The organism is Burkholderia sp. Ed8 (genome assembly GCF_040761425.1).
GTDB lineage: Bacteria > Pseudomonadota > Gammaproteobacteria > Burkholderiales > Burkholderiaceae > Burkholderia > Burkholderia seminalis.
Map to the genome: position 1 here is coordinate 1213404 of NZ_CP142885.1, position 23711 is coordinate 1237114.

Sequence of the window (23711 nt, forward strand, 5' to 3'; positions counted from 1 at the left end):
CCCGCCGTTTCGACGAATCGCGCAAAAGGGCGCGTGCGGCAAGTGGCCGCACGCGCCCTTTTTGCGTGGGCGGTCCTGCGTCGCGTCAGACGACCGTCAGGCGCACCGGCACGTTGTTGCGCGTGGCGTTCGAATACGGGCACACGTGGTGGGCCTTTTCGACCAGCGCCTGCGCGTCGGCCTTGTCGAGGCCGGGCAGCGATACGCGCAGCTCGATGTCGAGCCCGAAGCCGCCGGCGTCGTTCGGGCCGATACCCACTTCCGCCGTGACCTGCGTATCGGCCGGCAGCGCCTGCTTGTTCTGGCCGGCGACGAATTTCATCGCACTCAGGAAACAGGCCGAGTAACCTGCGGCAAACAGCTGCTCCGGATTCGTGCCTTCCGCACCCGTGCCGCCGAGTTCACGCGGCGCGGCCAGCTTCACTTCCAGCTTGTTGTCGGCGGAAACCGCGCGGCCGTCGCGGCCGCCCGTGCTCGTGGCGCTGGTCTTGTACAGAATGTTCATCGTGCAGCTCCTTGTCGGGAAAAGAGGAAAAGCGGTCCGGTCAAACGGGATGTCGCCGGCCACGCACAAAATATAGAACACTAATCATTAGTGTGCAAATGAAATTTGCAAGAAAAACCCGGCAGCGCCGGGCCGGTCGGTCGGCGTGCGCGTATCAGCGTTCGTTGGCGGCCGACAGCGCGTCGCGCAACTGCTGGAGGTCGGCGCGCAGCCGGATCAGGAATTCGGGCGTCTGCTGCATGGCGCAAAAGAGATCGGCGGGCACCGAGCGTGCGCGATCCTTCAGTGCGCGGCCCTGCGGCGTGACGCGCACGTTCACGACGCGTTCGTCGGCTGCGCTGCGCACGCGTTCGATGTAACCGAGCGCCTCCAGCCGCTTGAGCAGCGGCGTGACGGTCGCCGGGTCGAGATCGAGCCGCGCGGCGATGTCCTTCACCGCGATGTCGTCGCGTTCCCACAGCACGAGCATCGCCAGATATTGGGGATAGGTCAGCGACAGCTTGTCGAGCAGCGGCTTGTACGCCTTCGTCATCGCGTGCGAAGTCGAGTACAGCGCGAAGCACAGTTGCTCGTCGAGCGTCTGGGGCAGGGCGGGTAGGCGGTCCATGAGTCGAAGGGCGCGGTAGACGCGCAAACAATTTGTACACAAATTATTTTGCGCGCAAAAAATCGCATTGAACAGGGGGCGCCCGGCGAGGGTTTGCCGGTAGTGGAGGCGGGAAAGGGGAGATCGGCGGTGCGCCGGGGTGGCGACCCGGCGCGATGAACGGCGTGCCGGCCGGCGCCGTGCGCCGGCCAGGGGTGTCAGCGGCCCGACGTGGCCGTCGGCGCGCCCGGCTCCTGCACGCCGAAGCAGCCGCGATAGGTCGCGTAGAACGAGCAGTACAGCATCGTGACGATGATGATCGTCACCGGCATCATGATCGTCAGCGCGTAGGCGCCGGCGCCGAGCGCCTGCAGCAGCAGCGACAGCGCGAGCGACGTGCCGAGCGCGACGGCGAACCACAGCATGCCGTACACGACGAACGCGCCGCGATTGCGCCAGCAGCTGACGACGCTGAAGAACAGCGCCTTCGCGGGCGGCACGTCATGCCATGCGACCAGCACCGGCGCGAACCAGAACAGCATCGCGACCGGCAGATAGAGCAGCGTCGCGAAAAACAGCGCGCCGAGCGTGCCTTGCGCGGCCAGCGATTCCGGCGTCGCGCTGGCTTCGTCGGCCGCGCCCATCATCACGTGGAACAGCGCGCCGCCGTCGACGAACGACGAAGCGGCGAACACCAGCACCATCGACGCGACGTAGATCAGGCCGAGCACCAGCAGCCGCTGGGTCGCGACGGTGCCGTACGAGCGGAAGCCGTCGACGAGGATCGTCGGCATCACGGGTTTGCCGGCCACCGTGTCGCGGCACGCGGCCATGAAGCCGACCGCGATGCCGGGGATGAAGACCAGCGGCAGCGCCGAGCCGATCACGGGCACCATCGACACCAGCGTGATCGCCAGCAGGTACGTGAAGAACAGCGTGATGAAGGCGAGCGGATTCCGGCGGAACAGCCAGACGCCTTGACGGAACCAGACATAGCCCGTTTTGGCGGGCACTTCGATCAGTTGCATGCGGTTTGGATCTCGGGAAGCGCGGGCGTATGCGCGATGCGCTCGCGCAGGATGCGTTCGAAATGACCGGGGTCGTGCGGCTTGAGCATTTCGGCCGCACGCGGCAGGTAGAAGTCGTACAGGCGCGATACCCAGAAGCGGTACGCGCCCGCGCGGAGCATGTCGCTCCAGTGGCGCCGCTCCTCGGCCGTGAACGGTCGCACGGTCTGGTACGCGCGCAGCAGCGCATCGGCGCGCGCAGCGTCGAGCACGCCGGTCGCGAGGTCGACGCACCAGTCGTTGACCGTCACCGCGACGTCGAACAGCCACTTGTCGCAGCCGGCGAAATAGAAGTCGAAGAAGCCGCCGAGCCGCACGTCGTGGCCGGTGCCGGGCGCCGCGTGCGCGAACAGCACGTTGTCGCGGAACAGGTCGCAATGGCAAGGGCCGGCCGGCAGCGCCGCGTAGTCGTCCGACGCGAAGAAGGCCGCCTGGTGCGCGAGCTCGCCTTCGAGCAGCGCGCGTTGCGCGTCGGTGATGAACGGCACGATCGCCGGCACGTTTTCCTGCCACCACGGCAGGCTGCGCAGGTTCGGCTGGTGGTTCGGATAGTCGCGCCCGGCGAGGTGCAGGCGCGCGAGCATCTGCCCGACCTCGATGCAGTGTTCGACCCCCGGCGCGAGTTCCGCCGCGCCGTCGAGCTTCGTGACGATCGCGGCCGGCTTGCCGTGCAGCTCGCCGAACAACGCGCCGTCGTCACGCGGAATCGGGTCCGGCACCGGCACGCCGTGGCCGGCCAGGTGGCGCATCAGGTCGAGGTAGAACGGCAGCTGTTGCGCCGAGAGCTTTTCGAAGATCGTGAGGACGTACTCGCCGCGCGTCGTCGTCAGGAAGAAATTGCTGTTTTCGATACCGGACGGAATGCCGCGGAACGCAAGCACGTCGCCCAGTTCGTAGTGGCGCATCCATTGCGCGAGATCGGAGTCGGAAACAGCAGTGAAAACGGCCATGCGGGATGCGTCAGGTCAGGGTGTCGGCACGCGGGCGGCGTGCGTCGCGACAGCAGGTGAAGGGAGGCGGCGTGCCGCGAACGATGCGGCGGGCCACGGAATCAGTAGCGCAGATTCAGCGACGGCAGCCGCGTGATCGGGATGCCCGCGTCGTGCGGCTTCGGCGACGTGTCCGGCGTCGAGCTCATCTGGTAGCGCGTGCCGAAATTCGACTTCACGTCGATCTCGACCGGCTTGCCGCGGTCGCGGTACTCGGTGACCTCGGTGCCGTTCTTGCTCTTTTCGTGGAAGCTCGGCGTGCGGCGGATGTCCGCGAAGTCCACTTTCGACGTGACTTCGGCGCCCGGCCGGTTGATCTTGCGGAGATCGGGCAGGCCGGCGGCCTCGTTGGCCTCGGCCCGGGCCTGCGCGTCGGCGTCAGGCGTGCCGCCGGCGGCGTAAGCGGCGCTGGCGGCGGCAAACGCGGCGGCAGCGACGACGAGAATGAGCGGCTTCATGATGAGTCTCCAGTGAACCTACCGATTTTAGCAAATACTGCGCGCCATCCGGCCTTGGCGTGCGCAGGGCCGGCCACAAGGGTGACCGGGTTCCGTGGTAATGTCGTTCGATCAGACGAGGTGATGAAAATGAAGAACGATTTGAGCCGCCGGCACCGCGTGCTGTCGCCCGACAGCCCGTCGGTCGAGGCTTTCGACGACCCGATCGCCGCCGTTGCGCGGCTGTCCGCGATTTACGACACGAATACCGGTTTCCTGCGCGACGCCTTCGCGCGCTATCGCCGCCACGAACCGATTACCGAGCACGTGCGCGCGTGTTATCCGTTCGTGCGGATCCGCACCGACGTCAACACGCACGTCGATTCGCGCCGCTCGTACGGTTTCGTCGCGGGCCCGGGCGTGTTCGAGACGACGGTCACGCGCCCCGATCTCTTCGCGAACTACTATCGCGAGCAGTTGCGCCTGCTGTCGAAGAACCATCATGTCAAGATCGAGATCGGCGTGTCGTCGCAGCCGATTCCGATTCATTTCGCGTTTCCGGAAGGCATCCATCTCGAGGGCGAGCTCGACCGCGACCGCCTGCTCGCGATGCGCGACATCTTCGACACGCCCGACCTGTCGTATCTCGACGACCGTATCGTCAACGGCACGTTCGAGCCGGCGCCGGGCGAGCCGCATCCGCTCGCGCTGTTCACGGCCGCGCGCGTCGATTTCTCGCTGCACCGGTTGCGTCACTACACGGCGACGTCGCCCACGCACTTCCAGAACTACGTGCTCTACACGAACTATCAGTTCTACATCGACGAATTCGTGAAGCTGGGCCGCACGGTGATGACGGAAAGCGACGATCCCGAGGTGCGCGCCTACCGCAGCCAGTACAGCGCGTTCGTCGAGCCGGGCGATGTCGTCACGTACAACGCGAACCTCGGCAGCGAGCCGTCCGAGGGCGCCGCGCCGCCGCGCCTGCCGCAGATGCCCGCCTATCACCTGAAGCGCGCGGACGGCAGCGGGATCACGATGGTCAACATCGGTGTCGGTCCGTCGAACGCGAAGACGATCACCGATCACATCGCGGTGCTGCGTCCGCACGCGTGGGTGATGCTCGGCCACTGCGCGGGGCTGCGCAACACGCAGCGTCTCGGCGATTACGTGCTCGCGCACGGTTACGTGCGCGAGGATCACGTGCTCGACGACGACCTGCCGCTGTGGGTGCCGATTCCGGCGCTGGCCGAAGTGCAGCTCGCACTCGAGCGCGGGGTGGCCGACGTCACGCGGCTGGAGGGCGCGGAACTGAAGCGCGTGATGCGCACGGGTACGGTCGCGAGCGTCGACAACCGCAACTGGGAACTGCGCGATCATCGCGAGCCGGTGCAGCGGCTGTCGCAGAGCCGAGCGATCGCGCTCGACATGGAAAGCGCGACGATCGCCGCGAACGGCTTCCGCTTCCGCGTGCCGTACGGCACGCTGCTGTGCGTGTCGGACAAGCCGCTGCACGGCGAGCTGAAGCTGCCCGGCATGGCCGACACGTTCTATCGCGGGCAGGTCGATCAGCATCTGCAGATCGGCGTGAGGGCGATGGAGATCCTGCGGACCAACGGGCTCGACAAGCTGCATAGCCGCAAGCTGCGGAGCTTTGCGGAAGTGGCGTTTCAGTGACGTAAATGCCGGCCCCGGCCAGGATGCGCGTCGCGATGGTCGACGCAACCGCCTACCGGGGCACGGCCGCTTTCCTTCTGCCAACCGCCGTCAGCACACGACGCCGGCAGCCGGTTCGTGAAACCCGTTCCGATCCGTTTCCCGCATCGAATCGCGCACGGCATCGACGACCCGGCCCGCATCCGCGCGCCGCTTGGTCGCCAGGCGTCGTTCCCCGAGCGCCCGCAATGTCGTGCCACCGAAATACTCCATGATGTCCGGCAGGCGACGCACCGTGCCGCGGCTGCCCCAGCAGCCGTCGTCGATTTCCGTTGGAAAGACCCACACGCGTGTCGCGACGGCGTCGACCGCCGCACCTTCCGCGCGTGCGACGGCGGCGGTCACGTCGGCGATCAGCGCCGCACGCGCGGCGTCCGTGTACTGTCCTTCGGGCACGGTCGGCACGATCCGGTAGAGCGGCGCAGGCGCGACGGCACCGGCGCGATATACGGCCGCCGGCCGATGGACGAAGATCCAGGTCACGTCCCGCACGCGCGGATCGTCGGGATCGAGTCCTTCGTGACGGATCAGTGTCCCGGTCAGCTCGTTCATCAGTTGCGCTTCGGCGTGCGGCGCGAGTGCCCCTTCGGGGAGGGTGACGTCGATCATCGGCATGGCGGTGTCCTGGTTCGGTGGAGGCGGCGTCGCTCCGGTTCCGGCGACGTGAATCCAGTGTATGAACCGCATGCCGACGCGCGAAGTGGCGAAACTGCCATTCGACGATGCCATTCCCGACAGCGTGTCCCGCGCCCGTTCCAGTCGGGCTAGCGCGCGAAACGACGACGATATTCGCCGGGAGAGATGCCGGTTTCGCGCTTGAACAGTTGCCGGAAACCGCTGATGTCCGCGTACCCGACGCGTTCGCACACCGCATCGATCGCGAGCTTCGTTTCCGCGAGCAGCCGCTTCGCGACTTCGATCCTGAGCGTCTGCAGATACCGGAGCGGCGGGGCGCCGACCGCATCCCGGAAGCGGCGATGCAGCGTGCGTTCGCTCATCGCGACGTGGTCGCTCAACCGCGCGAGGCTGAACGGCTCGCGCAGATGCTTTTCCATCCAGCGTTGCGCGCGCGCGATGGCCGGATCGTCGTGTCGATGGTGGCCCATCCGGTCGAGGTCGATGAACGAGTCCTGCGAGTCGCGGTTCACGTCGATCAGCATGAGCCGGGCGACGGACGCGGCCAGGCGCGCGTTCGCCAGCTTGTCGACGACCCGCAGCGCGAGAGTCTGGTACGACGTGACGGCGCCGCCGCACAGGATGCCATCCTGTTCGGTCAGGACGTCCGACGCGCGTAGCGCCACGTCCGGATAACGCGCGCGGAAGCTCGAGGCTTTCGACCAGTGCGTCGTGGCGACGCGGCCGTCGAGCAATCCGGCTTCCGCGAGCAGGAACGCACCGGTGCAGTACGTCGCGATCAGCGTGCCGCGCGCGTGTTGCCGGCGCAGTGCATCGAGCAGCGGGGCGAGCGGTGCGGGCCGGTCCAGCAGCCGGTCGAGATCGGCGACGAACGGACCCGTGAGCCAGATCGCGTCGGCGCGGCTGCCGCCGTCGATTGCGCCGTCGACCGGAAGGAGCTGGCCGGAGGCCGTGCGCACGGGCCGTCCATCGACCGATTCGACGCGCCAGCGGAACGGCGCGGCCGCGTGGCCGGGCGGCATCGACGACGCGAGATGGTTGGCCGCCGTCAGGATGTCGGTCGGCGCGGCGATGCCGGACGCGAGGGCGTAGTCGACGGCCCAGATTCGGATGAGCGGCATGAGTGGCGGAAGGGGCCCTGGACGAGGGCAATCCTACCATTCGGCCTCATGCGATATCGGCTGCCGAAAATCAAACGGCCGCCCGGCGGCGAAGCGCGCGGACGGCCGTGCGTAGCGGGTGAACGTGCAGTGTCGCTCAGCACTCGCCCTTTTTCGCGTGTCCCGGCGGGCAGTGATAACCGCGACGATCGTCATGACCGCGATAGCGCTGGTGATCTTCCCACTCGCGACGTTCCCAGTAGCGGCGGCCGTCCCAGTAGCGGTCGCCGTGCCAGCCGACGATGACCGCCGGCGCCGGGGCGACCACGACGGGCGCGGGCGCGACGACGACCGGCGCGGGTGTGCCGATGTTGACGTCGACGTTGACGGCATGGGCGAGGCCGGACAGCGAAAGGCCGAGGCCGGCGAAAGCGAGGGCGATCAGCGAGCGTTGCATGTTCTTTTCCGTGATGTCGTTGTAAAGAGGCCGGCACGACGCGATGGAAGCGAGGGGGATCGTTCCACCGGGGGGAACGCCGCGCCGACAGAATGCAGTGTGCGGGCACGCGACGGAAAAGGCGAGACGGGTTTGTTACGGAGGGTTGCCGGCCGGCAGCGGCGGGGTGCGGGTATGCGCCAGCGCCATTTGACAATGGCGAGCCGCGGGTGCGGACAGGCGCTCCGCAACGTGGCACGCGGGCCGTGCGAATTTGACATTCGGCGGCACGCGGCCGCAAAGCGGGATTAACGGTGCGTTACAAACTGACACGCGGCAGGCAGCCGAGGCGCCGCCTGCCGCGTGGCGAACCGCACGCCGGCCGTCGGGCCGGCGGCTGCCAAGGATGCGTTACAGATAGAACATCCGGTCTTCTTCCGGCCGCGGCGGATGACCGTCGTCGTCCGAGCCTTCTTCCTCGCCGCTGTCCTCGTAGAACGCGAGCACCGCGTCGAGCACCTGGTCGGGATCGTCGATCACCTGCATCAGATCCATGTCGTCCGGATTGATCAGGCCCATCGGGATCAGCTGGTCGCGGAACCACTGCAGCAGCCCCTTCCAGAACTCGCTGCCGACCAGAATGATCGGCACGAGGCGCGACTTCTTCGTCTGGATCAGCGTGAGCACTTCGGACAGCTCGTCGAGCGTGCCGAAGCCGCCCGGCATCACGATCACCGCATCCGAGTTCTTCACGAACGTGACCTTGCGCGTGAAGAAGTGGCGGAAGCGCAGCGAGATGTCCTGGTAGTGGTTGCCGGCCTGCTCGTGCGGCAACTCGATGTTCAGCCCGACCGATGGCGCCTTGCCGGCGTGCGCGCCCTTGTTCGCGGCTTCCATGATGCCGGGGCCGCCGCCGGAGATCACGGCGAAGCCGGCGTCGGACAGCTTGCGCGCGATCTGCACCGCGAGCTTGTAGTGCGGCGTGTCGGGTTTGAGGCGGGCAGAACCGTAGATGCTGACAGCCGGGCGGATCTCCGACAGGTACTCGGTCGCCTCGATAAACTCTGCCATAATCGTGAACATCTGCCACGATGCGCGCGCCTTCTTGGCCGTCGCGCGTTCTTGATCTGCGAGCGAACGCAGACTCGGAATCACTTTTCTCTTGTTCATAATGCCTGAAGAACGAAATCTGGAAGGTAAGACCCTGCTATTGGTTGACGGTTCGAGCTATCTGTATCGGGCTTACCATGCGATGCCTGATTTGCGTGGCCCTGGCGGGGAGCCGACCGGAGCGCTCTACGGAATCATCAACATGCTGCGCCGTATGCGCAAGGAAGTCAGTGCAGAGTATAGCGCTTGCGTGTTCGATGCAAAGGGCAAGACGTTCCGTGACGACCTTTATGCCGACTATAAGGCAAACCGTCCGTCGATGCCGCCCGATCTTGCATTGCAGGTCGAGCCGATCCACGGCGCGGTGCGCGCGCTCGGCTGGCCGCTGCTGATGGTCGAAGGCGTCGAGGCCGACGACGTGATCGGCACGCTCGCGCGCGAAGCCGAGCGGCACGGGATGAACGTGATCGTGTCGACCGGCGACAAGGATCTCGCGCAGCTCGTGACCGACCGCGTCACGCTCGTCAACACGATGACCAACGAAACGCTCGACCGCGACGGCGTGATCGCGAAGTTCGGCGTGCCGCCCGAGCGCATCATCGACTACCTCGCACTGATCGGCGATACCGTCGACAACGTGCCCGGCGTCGAGAAGTGCGGGCCGAAGACGGCCGTGAAATGGCTCGCGCAATACGACAGCCTCGACGGCGTCATCGAGCACGCGGGCGAGATCAAGGGCGTGGTCGGCGACAACCTGCGCCGCGCGCTCGATTTCCTGCCGCTCGGCCGCAAGCTCGTGACCGTCGAGACGGCCTGCGATCTCGCGCCGCATCTCGAGTCGATCGAAGCGTCGCTGAAGAGCGACGGCGAAGCGCGCGACATGATGCGTGACATCTTCGCGCGCTACGGCTTCAAGACCTGGCTGCGCGAAGTCGACAGCGCGCCGGCGGAAGGCGGCGGCGCCGATGCGCCGGAAGGCGAGCCGGCACCGGTGGTGGCGGCCGACATCGTGCGCGAATACGACACGATCCAGACCTGGGAGCAGTTCGACGCCTGGTTCGCGAAGATCAACGGCGCGAAGCTGACCGCGTTCGACACCGAGACGACCGCGCTCGACCCGATGCTCGCGCGCCTCGTCGGCCTGTCGTTCTCGGTCGAGCCGGGCAAGGCCGCGTATCTGCCGGTCGCGCACCGCGGCCCCGACATGCCCGAGCAACTGCCGATCGACGAGGTGCTCGCGCGCCTGAAGCCGTGGCTCGAATCGGCCGACCGCAAGAAGGTCGGCCAGCACCTGAAGTACGACGCGCAGGTGCTCGCGAACTACGACATCGAACTGAACGGCATCGAGCACGACACGCTGCTCGAATCGTACGTCGTCGAATCGCACCGCACGCACGACATGGACAGCCTCGCGCTGCGTCATCTGGGCGTCAAGACGATCAAGTACGAAGACGTCGCGGGCAAGGGGGCGAAGCAGATCGGCTTCGACGAAGTGGCGCTTGCGCAAGCCGCCGAATACGCGGCCGAAGATGCGGACATCACGCTGCAGCTTCATCACGTGCTGTATCCGCAGGTCGCGCGCGAGCCGGGCCTCGAGCGCGTGTATCGCGAGATCGAGATGCCGGTCTCGCGCGTGCTGCGCAAGATGGAGCGCACGGGCGTGCTGATCGACGATGCGCGGCTGCACGCGCAGAGCACCGAAATCGCGACGCGCCTGATCGAGCTCGAGGGGCAGGCGTACGAGCTGGCGGGCGGCGAATTCAATCTCGGCTCGCCGAAGCAGATCGGGCAGATCTTCTTCGAGAAGCTGCAGTTGCCCGTCGTGAAGAAGACGCCGAGCGGTGCGCCGTCGACCGACGAAGAGGTGCTGCAGAAGCTGGCGGAGGACTACCCGCTGCCGAAGCTGCTGCTCGAGCATCGCGGGCTGTCGAAGCTGAAGTCGACCTATACCGACAAGCTGCCGCGCATGGTGAACCCTTCGACGGGGCGCGTGCACACGAACTATGCGCAGGCCGTCGCGGTGACAGGCCGCCTCGCATCGAACGACCCGAATCTTCAGAACATTCCGGTGCGCACGGCCGAAGGCCGGCGCATCCGCGAGGCGTTCATCGCGTCGCCGGGTCACCGGATCGTGTCGGCCGACTATTCGCAGATCGAACTGCGGATCATGGCGCATATCTCCGGCGACGCGTCGCTGCTGCGCGCGTTCTCGCAGGGCGAGGACATCCACCGTGCGACGGCCGCCGAGGTGTTCGGCGTGACGCCGCTGGAGGTCAATTCCGACCAGCGCCGGATCGCGAAGGTGATCAACTTCGGGCTCATCTACGGGATGAGCGCGTTCGGCCTCGCGTCGAACCTCGGCATCACGCGTGACGCGGCGAAGCTCTATATCGACCGTTATTTCGCCCGCTACCCGGGCGTCGCGCAGTACATGGAGGACACGCGCTCGCTGGCGAAGGAAAAGGGCTACGTCGAAACCGTTTTCGGCCGCCGCCTGTGGCTGCCGGAAATCAACGGCGGCAACGGCCCGCGCCGCCAGGCGGCCGAGCGCGCGGCCATCAACGCGCCGATGCAGGGCACGGCCGCCGACCTGATCAAGCTGTCGATGATCGCGGTGGACGACTGGCTCACGCGCGACAAGCTCGCGTCGCGCATGATCATGCAGGTGCACGATGAACTGGTGCTCGAGGTGCCCGACGACGAGCTGTCGCTGGTGCGCGAGAAACTGCCGGAAATGATGTGCGGCGTCGCGAAGCTGAAGGTGCCGCTCGTCGCCGAGGTCGGTGCCGGCGCGAACTGGGAAGAGGCACACTGACGCACCCCCGTGCGGTTCGCGTTTCCCGCGGCATATTGTTGCAGGGATGCTGAATATCGAGATGGTTTGCTTGTGGTCAACGCGCAAGCTCCCGGACAATGCATGTCAGTCATGTCATTGACGCGGGGCCGCGCGCCCCGCGTTCCGGTCGGTCGCATCGAAGTGCTTCGAACTGCACAACGATGGTGTCCGAACCGGTTAATCCACCGGGCGGCGCGAATGCATCGCATTGGCTTTGCCCGGCGGCAGCAGTTTCGAATCGCAAAGGGGGAATCAGATGCATCGGATCATCATCGTAGGCGGAGGCGCGGGCGGCCTGGAACTGGCGACGCGGCTCGGCGACCGTTACGGCGCGCGCGGCAATCGTCCCGCGCGTGCGCTTGTCACGCTCGTCGACCGCAATCCGACCCACATCTGGAAACCGCTGCTGCACGAGGTTGCGGCCGGCAGCATGGACCCGTTCACGCAGGAGCTCGAATACGCGGCGCAGGCGCGCTGGCACGGCTTCGAGTTTCAGCAGGGCGAGCTCACCGGGCTCGACCGCACGGCGAAGCGCGTCACGTTGTCGCCCCTCAACGACAGCGACGGCGCGGAACTGCTGCCGGCGCGCGAGCTGGAATACGACACGCTCGTGATCGCGATCGGCAGTACGACCCACTTCTTCGGCGTGCAGGGCGCACCGGAAAACGCGATCGCGCTCGATACGGTCGGGGAGGCCGAGCGCTTCCGCAAGCGGCTGATCGCCGCGTGCATGCGCGCCGAACACCAGGCGCCTGCGCCGACCGCCCCGGGCGAAACGGCCGAGCCGCGCATCCAGGTCGTGATCGTCGGCGGCGGCGCGACGGGCGTCGAGTTGTCCGCGGAACTGCGCAACACGGCGCAGGTGCTGTCCGTGTACGGGCTGCACAAGCTCGATCCGCGCCACGACGTCGGCATCGTGCTGATCGAATCGGGACCGCGGATCCTGCCGGCATTGCAGGAGCGCGTGTCGACCGCGACGGCCGAACTGCTCGAGAAGCTGGGCGTGCGATTGATGCTCGGCGAGCGCGTGACCGAGGTCGCGCCGGGGTTCGTGCATACCGCGAGCGGCAAGGCGGTGCGTGCGGACCTGACGGTCTGGGCGGCCGGCATCAAGGCGCCGTCGGTGCTGTCGCATCTCGACGGCCTGCAGGTCAACAAGCTCGGCCAGCTCGACGTGCGCCGCACGCTGCAGACCTTCACCGACGACAACGTGTTCGCGCTCGGCGACTGCGCGGCGTGCGTGTGGCCCGGCAACGAACGCAACGTGCCGCCGCGCGCGCAGGCTGCGCACCAGCAGGCGAGCTTCCTGCTGAAGGCGATCGGCTGCCGGCTCGAAGGGCGTCCGCTGCCCGAGTTCACGTACAAGGATTTCGGCTCGCTCGTGTCGCTCGGCCACTTCAGCGCGGTCGGCAACCTGATGGGCGGGCTGATCGGCGGCAACATGCTGATCGAAGGGCTGTTCGCGCGCTTCATGTACATGTCGCTGTACCGGCTGCACATCGCGGCGCTGCACGGCTATCCGCGGATGATCCTCGACACGGTCGCGCACTGGCTGCGGCGCACGACGCTGCCGCGCGTCAAGCTGCACTGATCGCGCGTTCGCGCGGGTCGGGCGGGTAGCGTGCGCGTCGCGCAGGTTCCCCGCCCGTTGTTTTTGCAGGAGGCGACGGCATCGCCCGCGGGATTTTCTTTTCAATCGGCAAGCATCCGGCGAGTCGCGACGGCCGGCAGGCGACGGGCCGGGCGATGATCCGACAGGCCACCAGCGGGCTTGTGCGTGGGGATCGAGGCGGTCGACGCAACACGTCGTAATCGAGTCTTACACATCTGACAGTTGACGCGACAACGGATTATTGGGCATCTTGTCCGGGTTTCCGTCCGCGGCGGGGGTGCCCACCGCCGCGACGTCCGCGCCGTGCGCCGGCGCGATGCCCCGTCATACGCATCCGGAATCGTGACGGCGGCGCCCAATCGAGGAGTGCATTCATGTTGAAACCCGAAGTCGACAGCCTGGTCCCCCACGTTCCGTTCTCGCGCCGCAAGTTCATGCAGGCCGCGCTGGGCGGCACCTTCGCGGCGGCCGTGCTGCCCGTTTCGGCGCAGACGGTCACGACCGACAGCGCCGGGCTGGACGTCGACACCGTCGAGATCCGCTCGGGCGACGCGAGCGTGCCGGCTTATCGCGCGCAACCGGCCGACAAGACGAACCTGCCGGTCGTGATCGTGATCCACGAGATCTTCGGCGTGCACGCGCATATCGCCGACGTCTGCCGCCGTTTCGCGAAGCTCGGTTATCTTGCGATCGCGCCCGACCTGTTCGCGCGGCAGGGCAATGCGGCGAAGTATCCGACGATGAAGGAGCTGTACGACCACATCATCAGCAAGGTGCCGGACCGCCAGGTCACCGAGGATCTCGATGCGACGGTGGCGTGGGCCGGCAAGAACGGCGGCGACCTGACGCGTCTCGGCGTGACGGGCTTCTGCTGGGGCGGGCGCCAGGCGTGGCTCTATGCCGAGCACGATCCGCACGTGCGCGCGGCCGTTGCATGGTATGGCTTCGTCGAGGGCAAGACCGACGAGATGACGCCGTTCAACCCGGTCGATCATGCGTCGTCGCTGAAGGTGCCGGTACTCGGGCTGTACGGCGAGAAGGATACGAACATCACGCAGGCGTCGCTCGCGGACATGCGCAAGGCGATCCAGGCGAGCGACTCGAAGCTCGCGCGCGAATCGGAGATCGTCGTGTATCCGGATGCCGGTCACGCGTTCTTCGCCGACTACCGGCCGAGCTACGTCAAGGGCGATGCCGAGGACGGCTGGAAGCGCGCGATCGCGTGGTTCCACAAGTACGGCGTGATGTAAACGAGCAGCGGCGGCCCATGCCGCCGCTTCGTCATTGCTGCGTGACGCCGGTGCTTACGGTGTCGGGCCGGTGGCGATCGGCCGCGACGGATCGGCGCTCCATTCGCTCCACGAGCCCGGGTACAGCGATGCGCCGTGCAGCCCCGCCACCTCCATCGCCAGCGCGTTGTGGCACGCGGTCACGCCGGAGCCGCATTGCAGGATCACGCGGTTCGGCTCGGTGCCGGCCAGTACGGTCGAGAACGCTTCGCGCAATTCATGGCCGGTCTTGAAGCGGCCGTCGGCATTCAGGTTGTCCTTGAAGAAGCGGTTGCGCGCGCCGGGGATGTGGCCGCCGACACGATCGATCGTTTCGTTTTCGCCGCGGTAGCGGTCCGGTGCGCGCGCATCGATCACGATGCGCGTGGGCGACGTCACGTTCGCGAGCACGGCTGCCGCGTCGACCGTCGATTCGAGCGGCGCTGCCGCGCGGAAATCGCCGGCGGCCGGTTGCGGCACGTCGGCCGTCAGCGGCTGGCCCGCTGCTTCCCAGGCCTGCAGGCCGCCGTCGAGCACGGCGACCGAATCGTGGCCGAGCCAGCGTAGCAGCCACCACAGGCGCGCCGCATACGCGCCGCCTTGCGCGTCGTATGCGACTACCTGCTGGCCTTGCTTGACGCCGCGGCTGGCGAGCAGCGTGGCGAATGCGTCGCGGGTCGGCAGCGGATGGCGGCCGTTGGTGCCGGTCTTGCGGCCCGACAGGTCGCGGTCGAGATGAAGGTAGTGTGCGCCGGGGAGGTGGCCGGCCGCATAGGCCGCTTCGCCTGCGCCGGGATCGGCGAGATCGAAGCGGCAGTCGAACAGGACGACGCTGCCGGGCGCCGCGGCCAGGCGCTCGGCGAGGTTGGCGGCGGAGATGAGCGTGGTGTAATGAGTGTGTGGCATGACGACTCCCTGGAGTGCAATTGGCCTGACACTCCAAGTCTAAACAAAAAAAGACGGGCCGAAGCCCGTCTTTTCGTCTGCCGGATACCATGCGGCGTCAAGGCGCCGCACCGGCCGTCAGAGGTCGCCGAGGTGGCGGCGCAGGAATTCGTGGAAGTGCTGCATGCCGTCTTCCATCGGGCTCTGGTACGGGCCGACCTGCGACTCGCCGCGTGCCATCAGCGCACGGCGGCCTGCGTCCATCCGCATGGCGATCTCGTCGTCCTCGACGGCCGTTTCCATATAGGCGGCGCGCTCGGCCTCGACGAATTCGCGTTCGAACAGCGCGATTTCCTCGGGGTAATAGAACTCGACGATGTTGGTCGTCTTCTGCGGGCCGCGCGGGATCAGCCACGACACGACGAGCACGTGCGGGTACCACTCGATCATCAGGCCCGGGTAGTAGACCATCCAGATCGCGCCGAACTCCGGCGGCACGCCGTTGCGGAACTTCAGCACCTGCTCGTGCCATTTCTGGTAAGTCGCGCTGCCCGGTTTCGCGAGCGCGTTGTGCACGCCGACCGTCTGCACGCTGTACCAGTCGCCGAACTCCCACTTGAGGTCGTCGCACGACACGAAGCTGCCGAGACCCGGGTGGAACGGGACGACGTGGTAATCCTCAAGGTAGACCTCGATGAACGTCTTCCAGTTGTAATCGCACTCGTGCACTTCGACGTGATCGAAGTGGTACTCGGAGAAGTCGAAGTGATGCTTGGTGCCGAGGTGGGCAAGATCGCGCGCGACGTTGCGGCCTTCGGCCTCGAACAGCAGCCCCTGCCAGTTTTGCAGCGGGCTCTTGCCGAGGTTCAGGCACGGCTTGTCGGGGAAGTGCGGTGCGCCGAGCAACTCGCCTTCCAGGTCGTACGTCCAGCGGTGCAGCGGGCACACGATGTTCTGCGTGCGGCCGCGCCCGTTGAGCATGATCGCCTGACGGTGGCGGCAGACGTTCGACAGCAGTTCGATCTGGTTCGTCTGGTTGCGGACCAGCACGCGGCCTTCCTGCTCGGACGGCAGCGCGAAATAATCCCCCGCCTCGGGCACCATCAATTCGTGCCCGACGTAACGAGGTCCTTTCTTGAAGAGGGTTTCGATCTCGCGCTCGAGTAGCGCCTCATCGAAATATGCAGTGACTGGAAGCTGGCTGTGGGCCGACTTCAACTGAAGCGCATCGCTCAGATTGGACATTCCCACTCCCGGTGTTAGCGTGAAAGCAGTGAACAACCCAACCATCGAAAAATCGATTTAGGGAAACGGGGAATTATACCCGGTTCGCCTCGCAAGGCTAGGATTAAGTGCCTGATTTGTGTCAATTTTTTGTCGGGCGACCCGCGGGAGGCGCACAATGTGCGTCGGAGATGGGGCCGGAATATGTACCGGGGTGCCCACGACGGCAGGTCGGAAAATTCTCTTTTGCCGTAGAATGTCCGACTTGTTTTGAAATTTGACACCTCGTCCATGGCGAAAACCGCATCCCCAGGCGCCACGCCGCCCGGCAATGGCACCGAACCGTTGCCGGACAATTACGAGATGGCGCTCGCGGAACTCGAGACGCTGGTTGCCCGGATGGAAGGCGGCGCGTTGAGCCTCGAGGATTCACTGACGGCATACCGCCGCGGTGCGGCCCTCGTTGCGTTTTGCCAACAGCAGCTCGAGAAAGTGGAGCAGCAGGTTCGCGTGCTCGACGGCGCGACGCTGAAGCCGCTTTCGTCCGGAACGGCCGCCACGGACGGCGAAGACGACGATCTATGACATTCGAACAATGGATGCGGTCCGTGCTTGACCGTGTCGAGAACGCACTCGGCCACTATCTGCCCGCCGATACCGCGATGCCCGCGAAACTTCACGAGGCGATGCGCTACGCGGTCCTCGGTGGCGGCAAGCGGGTTCGTCCGCTGCTGTGCCATGCAGCAGGCGAACTGACCGGCGCGACGGAAGCGGCACGCAATGCGGCGGCGGCGGCGCTGGAGATGATCCACGTCTATTCGCTCGTGCACGACGACATGCCGTGCATGGACGACGATGCGTTGCGCCGCGGCAAGCCGACCGTGCACGTGCAGTACGACGAGCCGACGGCCCTGCTGGTCGGCGACGCGCTGCAGTCGCAGGCGTTCGTCGCGCTGACCGACGCCGAGGCGCTGTCGCCGGTGCAGCAGGCCGCGCTCGTGCGTGAACTGGCGCTTGCGAGCGGCTCGATCGGCATGGCGGGCGGGCAGGCGATCGACCTGGCGAGCGTCGGCCTCAAGCTGACGCGCGAACAGCTCGAAACGATGCACCGGATGAAGACCGGCGCACTGCTGCGCGCGGCCGTGCGGATGGGCGCGCTGGCCGGCGAGACGCCGTCGGTGGAAACGATGGCCGCGCTCGACGTCTATGCGGGGGCCGTGGGTCTGGCCTTCCAGGTCGTCGACGACATTCTCGACGTCACGACCGATTCGGCGACGCTCGGCAAGACGGCCGGCAAGGACGCGGCGAACGACAAGCCGACCTACGTATCGATCCTCGGCCTCGAGGCGTCGCGCGAGCTGGCAGCGCAGCTGCGCGCCGAAGCGCACGACGCGCTGAAACCGTTCGGCGCACGCGCACAGCGTCTCGCCGAACTTGCCGACCTGGTAGTGAACCGGGTCAGCTGACGCGAAAGCCCGCCGCCGCGCACACGCTACGGTGCGTGCAATAGAATGCGGGCGCGTTTGATTTCCTACAATGGAACGACGATGTACGACTTGCTGAAAACCATCGACGATCCGGCGGATTTGCGCCGCCTCGATCGTCGCCAACTGCAACCGCTCGCGGATGAACTGCGTGCGTTCGTGCTCGACAGCGTGTCGAAGACGGGCGGCCATTTGTCGTCCAACCTCGGGACGGTCGAGCTGACGATCGCGTTGCACTACGTGTTCAACACGCCGAACGATCGCATCGTCTGGGACGTGGGCCACCAGACCTACCCGCACAAGATCCTGACGGGCCGCCGCGACCAGATGCATTCGCTGCGTCAGCAGGACGGCATCTCGGGCTTCCCGCGCCGCAGCGAATCCGAATACGACACGTTCGGCACCGCGCACTCGAGCACGTCGATCTCGGCCGCGCTGGGCATGGCGATCGGCAGCCAGCTGAACGGCGACGACCGCTTCTCGATCGCCGTGATCGGCGACGGCGCGATGACGGCCGGCATGGCGTTCGAGGCGATGAACAACGCGGGCGTGTCGGAAGATGCGAAGGTGCTCGTGATCCTGAACGACAACGACATGTCGATCTCGCCGCCGGTCGGCGCGCTGAATCGTCATCTCGCCCGCCTGATGTCGGGCCGCTTCTATGCGGCCGCGCGTGCCGGTGTCGAGCGCGTGCTGAGCGTGGCGCCGCCGGTGCTCGAACTCGCGCGCAAGCTCGAGGAGCACGCGAAGGGCATGGTCGTGCCGGCCACGCTGTTCGAGGAGTTCGGCTTCAACTACATCGGCCCGATCGACGGTCACGATCTCGATTCGCTGATCCCGACGCTGCAGAACATCCGCGAACTGCGCGGCCCGCAGTTCCTGCACGTGGTGACGAAGAAAGGCCAGGGCTACAAGCTCGCCGAAGCCGATCCCGTGCTCTATCACGGTCCCGGCAAGTTCAACCCGGCCGAAGGCATCAAGCCGTCGACCACGCCCGCGAAGAAGACCTACACGCAGGTGTTCGGCGAATGGCTGTGCGATGAAGCCGAGCGCGATACGCGCGTCGTCGGCATCACGCCCGCGATGCGCGAAGGCTCGGGCATGGTCGAGTTCGAGAAGCGTTTCAAGGATCGCTACTACGACGTCGGCATCGCCGAGCAGCACGCGGTGACGTTCGCGGGCGGCCTCGCAACCGAAGGGCTTAAGCCGGTCGTCGCGATCTATTCGACGTTCCTGCAACGGGCATACGACCAGCTGATTCACGACGTCGCGCTGCAGAACCTGCCGGTCGTGTTCGCGATCGACCGCGCGGGCCTCGTCGGCGCGGACGGCGCGACGCACGCGGGTGCGTACGATCTCGCGTTCATGCGCTGCATCCCGAACATGACGATCATGGCGGCATCCGACGAGAACGAATGCCGCCAGATGCTGCACACGGCGCTGCAGCAGCCGAACCCGACCGCGGTGCGTTATCCGCGCGGCGCGGGCACCGGGGTGGCGACGGTGAAGGAATTCACCGAGATCCCGGTCGGCAAGGGCGAAGTGCGTCGCCGCACGTCGCAGCCGGAAGGCAAGCGCGTCGCGATCCTCGCATTCGGCACGATGGTCGCACCGTCGCTGGCGGCGGGCGAGGAGCTCGACGCAACGGTCGCGAACATGCGCTTCGTGAAGCCGGTCGACGCGGCGCTCGTGCGCGAGCTCGCCGAAACGCACGACTACCTCGTCACGGTCGAGGAAGGTTGCGTGATGGGGGGCGCGGGCTCGGCCTGCGTGGAAGCCCTGATGGAGAGTGGGGTTATCCGACCCGTACTACAATTGGGCCTCCCTGACCTGTTCATCGATCACGGCGATCCCGCGAAGCTGCTGTCGCAATGCGGCCTCGACGGCGCGGGCATCGCGAAATCGATTCGCGAACGCTTTCTGAGCCCGGCGGCCGATGTCGCCGGTCAGGCGAAGCGCGTCGCATAAGCTGGCGCCGCCCGTGGGCGGTGCCGGTGCGACTGGCGCAACCGGTCTTCATTGATGCGGAAAACATGGGCCTGCGGGCCCATGTTGCTTTTCCGGCTGCCGCATGACGCGGCGTGCGCGTCGTCGGACGCGCGGCTTACAAGGATTGAACAAGATGAACCAGATGAATCCCGCCTTCGTGATGCCCGACGTGCAGAGCACGGTGGATACCCGTCAGATCCCGATTCAGCGCGTGGGCGTGAAGGCGGTCCGGCATCCGTTGACGGTGTGCACCGAAAGCGGCGACGTGCAGCCGACCGTCGGTGTCTGGAACCTCGACGTTCGCCTGCCTGCCGACCAGAAAGGCACGCACATGTCGCGCTTCGTCGCGCTGCTCGAAGAGAACCGCGCGCCGCTGACGGTCGAGCGTTTCCGCGCGATGCTCGCGTCGATGCTCGAGAAGCTCGAAGCCGAAGCCGGCCGCATCGAGGTCACGTTCCCGTACTTCGTGAACAAGACGGCGCCGGTGTCGGGCGTGCAGAGCCTGCTCGACTACGAAGTGACGCTCGCGGGCGAAAGCCGCAACGGCGACACGCGCCTGTTCCTGAAGGTGCTCGTGCCGGTGACGAGCCTGTGCCCGTGCTCGAAGAAGATCTCGCAGTACGGCGCGCACAACCAGCGCTCGCATGTGACGATCGATGCGGAGCTTGCAGCCGACCTGCCGGTCGAGGCGCTGATCCGTATCGCGGAAGAAGAGGCGTCGTGCGAACTGTGGGGCCTGTTGAAGCGTCCGGACGAGAAGTTCGTCACCGAGCGCGCCTACGAGAATCCGAAGTTCGTCGAGGATCTCGTGCGCGACGTCGCGCAGCGTCTCGATGCGGACGAGCGCGTGGCCGCCTACGTGCTCGAGGCCGAGAACTTCGAGTCGATCCACAATCACAGCGCGTACGCGCTGATCGAGCGCGACAAGCGTCAGGCTGCATGACGCCGCGTCTTTTTGTCGCGCCATGAAGAAGGCCGCTCGAACGAGCGGCCTTTTTGTTGTCTTGCGTGCGGTGTCGCGTTGCGGGGAGTCAGCGGGCGAGCGACGCGAGATCCCAGCGCGGCTTCACCGTGAATGCGTAGTCCGCATTCGCCTGCTCGGGCCAGCGGCCGAGCCGCAGTGCGCCCGCGAGCGCGATCATCGCGCCGTTGTCGGTGCAGAGCGCGAGATCGGGGTAGTGCACGTCGAAGCCGCGCTTGGCCGCGGCGGCCGACAATGCCGCACGCAACTGGCGGTTCGCGCCGACGCCGCCCGCGACCACGAGGCGCTTGAGTCGGGTCTGCTTCAGCGCGGCGAGCGACTTCGCAACGAGCACGTCGACGGCCGCGTCGACGAAGCCGCGCGCAAGATCGGCTTTCGCGCGATCGAGTGCTTCGCCTTCCAGCTTCGCCGCCTCGAACTTCTTCATCTGCGTGAGCACGGCCGTCTTCAGGCCGCTGAAGCTGAAGTCGAGATCGCCCGAATGCAGCATCGGGCGCGGCAGCACGACCGCGCCCGGCGTGCCCGTCTCGGCGAGCTTCGACACTTCCGGGCCGCCCGGGTAGCCGAGGCCGATCAGCTTCGCCGTCTTGTCGAACGCTTCGCCGGCCGCGTCGTCGAGCGTTTCGCCGAGCGTCTCGTACACGCCGACGTCGGTCACGCGCATCAGCTGCGTGTGGCCGCCGGATACCAGCAGCGCGATGAACGGAAACGGCGGCGGCGCGTCGACGAGCAGCGGCGACAGCAGGTGGCCTTCGAGGTGATGGATGCCGACGGTCGGCTTGTTCCATGCGAGGGCGAGCGCATTCGCGATGCTCGCGCCGACCAGCAGCGCGCCGGCGAGGCCGGGGCCCTGCGTGAACGCGATCGCATCGATGTCGTCGCGGCGCGTGCCGCTTTGCGCCATCACTTCCTCGAGCAGCGGCAGCGCGCGGCGGATGTGGTCGCGCGACGCGAGCTCGGGCACGACGCCGCCGTAGTCGCGGTGCATAGCGATCTGCGAATGGAGCGCGTGCGCGAGCAGGCCGCGCTGCGTGTCGTAGAGCGCGAGGCCGGTTTCGTCGCAGGAGCTTTCGATGCCGAGAACGAGCATGGGTGCGGGCAGGGCGCGCGGTGTCGGGCGCGCCGCGGGAAGGTCAACGTAACCGGAAAGTATAGCAGGCGAGGGCCGGCCGGCGCAGGCGGCGGCCCGGGCCCGATGCCGGGCAGGTACAATCCGCGCCATGGAAACCTATGACATCGCCGTGATCGGCGCGGGCGCCGCCGGGATGATGAGCGCCGCGGTCGCCGGGCAGCTCGGCCGCCGCGTCGTGCTGATCGATCACGCGCCGCGGCTCGCCGAGAAGATCCGCATCTCGGGCGGCGGCCGCTGCAACTTCACGAACCTGTACGCCGGCCCCGACAACTATCTGTCGTCGAATCCGCATTTCGCGCGCTCGGCGCTGGCGCGCTATACGCCGCGCGACTTCCTCGGGCTGCTCAAGCGCCATCACGTGACCTGGCACGAAAAGCACAAGGGCCAGCTCTTCTGCGACCACGGCAGCGACGCGATCATCGACGTGCTGAAGCACGAGTGCGACGCGGGCGGCATCGCGTGGCGCCGGCCCGTCGTCGTCGATGCGGTGCGCCACGCGCCGGCCGACGGCTTCGTGCTCGACACGCAGCAGGCCGGCGCGATCGGTGCGCGCGCCCTGATCGTCGCGACGGGCGGCCTGTCGATTCCGAAGATCGGCGCGACCGACTTCGGCTACCGGCTGGCGAAGCAGTTCGGCCACAAGCTCGTCGATACGCGGCCCGCGCTCGTGCCGCTGACGTTCGCGCCGCAGGACTGGGAGCCGTTCGCGGCGCTGTCGGGCGTGTCGCTCGAGGTACGCGTGTCGACCGGCGACAGGAAGCGCGGCGGCGAATTCGTCGAGGATCTGCTGTTGACCCATCGCGGCCTGTCCGGGCCCGGCATCCTGCAGATCTCGAGCTACTGGCAGCCCGGCGACCCGATCCGCGTCGACCTGCTGCCGCAGCGCGACACGGTGGCCGACCTGCTCGATGCGAAGCGCACGTCGAAGCGCCAGATCGGTTCGCTGCTGGCAGACTGGGTGCCGTCGCGCCTCGCGCATGCATGGCTCGACACGCATCGCATCGCGGCCGACGCGCGGCTCGCGGACCTGCCCGACAAGACGCTGCGCCAGATCGGCGACGCGCTCGCCGGCTGGACGCTGACGCCGAACGGCACCGAAGGCTACAAGAAGGCCGAGGTGACGAAGGGCGGGATCGATACGCGGGAGCTGTCGTCGGCGTCGATGATGAGCGCGCGCGTGCCGGGGCTGTTCTTCGTCGGCGAGGCCGTGGACGTGACGGGCTGGCTCGGCGGCTACAACTTCCAGTGGGCGTGGGCGTCCGGCACGGCGGCCGGGCAGGCCGCGGCGGAATATGCGCGCGGCACCTGACGGGCCGGCCAGCCTGGTTTTAGCGGGACCAAGCCCCGTGCCTTTGAACAATCGCTCTGCTATACTCGGTAGTCTTTCCCTGCAAACCTTTATTCGTGTCGGATCATGACGATCATTCGCGTTAAAGAGAACGAGCCGTTCGAAGTTGCAATGCGTCGCTTCAAGCGCACGATCGAGAAGAATGGTCTGCTGACCGAGCTTCGCGCGCGCGAGTTTTACGAGAAGCCGACCGCGGAGCGCAAGCGCAAGAAGGCCGCTGCGGTGAAGCGTCATTACAAGCGGATTCGCAGCCAGACGCTGCCGAAGAAGCTGTACTGAACGATTGGGCGCCGCGCGGTTCGCTGAGCGGCGCACCGGCGACTCCGTGCGATCGGGTGCGATCGCACAGCCGATCAGGCGGCGAGTCGC

22 protein-coding genes are annotated in these 23711 nt (G+C 66.8%); 10 read left to right on the forward strand and 12 right to left on the reverse strand.

The features are described 5' to 3' along the window. Nucleotides 1-85: 85 nt before the first annotated feature. The 5 genes from VXM69_RS05740 to VXM69_RS05760 all read right to left on the reverse strand — a co-directional run bounded on the left by VXM69_RS05740 (nt 86) and on the right by VXM69_RS05760 (nt 3605). Entirely contained in the window at nt 86-505 is a 420-nt protein-coding gene (locus VXM69_RS05740; protein ID WP_034185184.1) for an organic hydroperoxide resistance protein, read from the reverse strand. A gap of 154 nt (nt 506-659) precedes the next feature. Beyond that, a complete protein-coding gene (locus VXM69_RS05745; RefSeq protein ID WP_059558420.1) occupies nt 660-1112 on the reverse strand; it encodes a MarR family winged helix-turn-helix transcriptional regulator in 453 nt (150 codons plus the stop codon). A gap of 197 nt (nt 1113-1309) precedes the next feature. Then, on the reverse strand, nt 1310-2119 hold the full coding sequence (locus tag VXM69_RS05750) for a BPSS1780 family membrane protein (RefSeq protein ID WP_034185728.1): 810 nt from the start codon (nt 2117-2119) through the stop codon (nt 1310-1312). Then, a complete protein-coding gene (locus VXM69_RS05755; RefSeq protein ID WP_034185729.1) occupies nt 2110-3108 on the reverse strand; it encodes a homoserine kinase in 999 nt (332 codons plus the stop codon). Before VXM69_RS05755 ends, VXM69_RS05750 begins: the two co-directional genes overlap by 10 nt. 101 nt (nt 3109-3209) lie before the next feature. Then, complete coding sequence (locus tag VXM69_RS05760; protein WP_021160838.1) at nt 3210-3605, reverse strand: hypothetical protein; 396 nt, start codon at nt 3603-3605, stop codon at nt 3210-3212. A gap of 129 nt (nt 3606-3734) precedes the next feature. Between VXM69_RS05760 and VXM69_RS05765 the strand changes: the two genes are divergently transcribed. Then, nucleotides 3735-5261: an AMP nucleosidase gene (locus VXM69_RS05765; RefSeq protein WP_034185973.1), complete on the forward strand. Its 1527-nt coding sequence runs from the start codon at nt 3735-3737 to the stop codon at nt 5259-5261. A 90-nt stretch (nt 5262-5351) separates the two neighbouring features. Here the strand turns inward: VXM69_RS05765 and VXM69_RS05770 are convergent, their stop codons facing one another. The 4 genes from VXM69_RS05770 to VXM69_RS05785 form a co-directional block, all read right to left on the reverse strand. Then, entirely contained in the window at nt 5352-5915 is a 564-nt protein-coding gene (locus tag VXM69_RS05770; RefSeq protein ID WP_367189137.1) for a Tautomerase enzyme, read from the reverse strand. A 149-nt stretch (nt 5916-6064) separates the two neighbouring features. Beyond that, on the reverse strand, nt 6065-7057 hold the full coding sequence (locus tag VXM69_RS05775) for a GlxA family transcriptional regulator (RefSeq protein ID WP_367189138.1): 993 nt from the start codon (nt 7055-7057) through the stop codon (nt 6065-6067). Nucleotides 7058-7193: 136 nt separating this feature from the next. Further along, a complete protein-coding gene (locus tag VXM69_RS05780; protein ID WP_034185731.1) occupies nt 7194-7493 on the reverse strand; it encodes a hypothetical protein in 300 nt (99 codons plus the stop codon). Between the two features lie 390 nt (nt 7494-7883). Beyond that, on the reverse strand, nt 7884-8642 hold the full coding sequence (locus VXM69_RS05785; RefSeq protein WP_034185732.1) for a TIGR00730 family Rossman fold protein: 759 nt from the start codon (nt 8640-8642) through the stop codon (nt 7884-7886). A 1-nt stretch (nt 8643) separates the two neighbouring features. Here VXM69_RS05785 and polA point away from each other — a divergent pair, with 1 nt between their 5' ends. The 3 genes from polA (at nt 8644) to VXM69_RS05800 (ending at nt 14280) form a co-directional block, all read left to right on the forward strand. Next, nucleotides 8644-11397: a DNA polymerase I gene (gene polA, locus VXM69_RS05790; protein ID WP_367189139.1), complete on the forward strand. Its 2754-nt coding sequence runs from the start codon at nt 8644-8646 to the stop codon at nt 11395-11397. A gap of 277 nt (nt 11398-11674) precedes the next feature. After that, a complete protein-coding gene (locus VXM69_RS05795) occupies nt 11675-13009 on the forward strand; it encodes an NAD(P)/FAD-dependent oxidoreductase (RefSeq protein ID WP_049036581.1) in 1335 nt (444 codons plus the stop codon). Between the two features lie 395 nt (nt 13010-13404). Continuing rightward, nucleotides 13405-14280: a dienelactone hydrolase family protein gene (locus VXM69_RS05800; protein ID WP_034185735.1), complete on the forward strand. Its 876-nt coding sequence runs from the start codon at nt 13405-13407 to the stop codon at nt 14278-14280. 54 nt (nt 14281-14334) lie between these two features. Here the strand turns inward: VXM69_RS05800 and VXM69_RS05805 are convergent, their stop codons facing one another. Next, the gene (locus VXM69_RS05805) at nt 14335-15204 is read right to left on the reverse strand and encodes a sulfurtransferase (RefSeq protein ID WP_059558411.1); all 870 of its coding nucleotides are present in this window, start codon (nt 15202-15204) and stop codon (nt 14335-14337) included. A gap of 117 nt (nt 15205-15321) precedes the next feature. Then, nucleotides 15322-16428, reverse strand: coding sequence for an aromatic ring-hydroxylating dioxygenase subunit alpha (locus VXM69_RS05810; protein ID WP_034185737.1), 1107 nt, complete (start codon nt 16426-16428; stop codon nt 15322-15324). A gap of 270 nt (nt 16429-16698) precedes the next feature. Here VXM69_RS05810 and VXM69_RS05815 point away from each other — a divergent pair, with 270 nt between their 5' ends. The 4 genes from VXM69_RS05815 (at nt 16699) to folE2 (ending at nt 20823) form a co-directional block, all read left to right on the forward strand. After that, the gene (locus VXM69_RS05815) at nt 16699-16992 is read left to right on the forward strand and encodes an exodeoxyribonuclease VII small subunit (RefSeq protein ID WP_034185738.1); all 294 of its coding nucleotides are present in this window, start codon (nt 16699-16701) and stop codon (nt 16990-16992) included. Beyond that, complete coding sequence (locus VXM69_RS05820; RefSeq protein WP_367189140.1) at nt 16989-17873, forward strand: polyprenyl synthetase family protein; 885 nt, start codon at nt 16989-16991, stop codon at nt 17871-17873. Before VXM69_RS05815 ends, VXM69_RS05820 begins: the two co-directional genes overlap by 4 nt. Before the next feature lie 81 nt (nt 17874-17954). Beyond that, entirely contained in the window at nt 17955-19859 is a 1905-nt protein-coding gene (dxs, locus tag VXM69_RS05825; RefSeq protein WP_034185740.1) for a 1-deoxy-D-xylulose-5-phosphate synthase, read from the forward strand. A 154-nt stretch (nt 19860-20013) separates the two neighbouring features. Continuing rightward, complete coding sequence (folE2, locus tag VXM69_RS05830) at nt 20014-20823, forward strand: GTP cyclohydrolase FolE2 (protein WP_011355803.1); 810 nt, start codon at nt 20014-20016, stop codon at nt 20821-20823. Between the two features lie 88 nt (nt 20824-20911). Here folE2 and tsaD read toward each other — a convergent pair whose 3' ends face one another. Next, nucleotides 20912-21952, reverse strand: a complete 1041-nt coding sequence (gene tsaD / locus VXM69_RS05835) for a tRNA (adenosine(37)-N6)-threonylcarbamoyltransferase complex transferase subunit TsaD (RefSeq protein WP_367189141.1) — start codon at nt 21950-21952, stop codon at nt 20912-20914. Nucleotides 21953-22073: 121 nt separating this feature from the next. Between tsaD and VXM69_RS05840 the strand changes: the two genes are divergently transcribed. Together VXM69_RS05840 and rpsU are read left to right on the forward strand one after the other, a co-directional pair. Next, nucleotides 22074-23303: an NAD(P)/FAD-dependent oxidoreductase gene (locus VXM69_RS05840; protein ID WP_367189226.1), complete on the forward strand. Its 1230-nt coding sequence runs from the start codon at nt 22074-22076 to the stop codon at nt 23301-23303. 105 nt (nt 23304-23408) lie between these two features. Beyond that, nucleotides 23409-23621: a 30S ribosomal protein S21 gene (gene rpsU / locus VXM69_RS05845; protein WP_006479415.1), complete on the forward strand. Its 213-nt coding sequence runs from the start codon at nt 23409-23411 to the stop codon at nt 23619-23621. Nucleotides 23622-23711 lie beyond the last annotated feature (90 nt).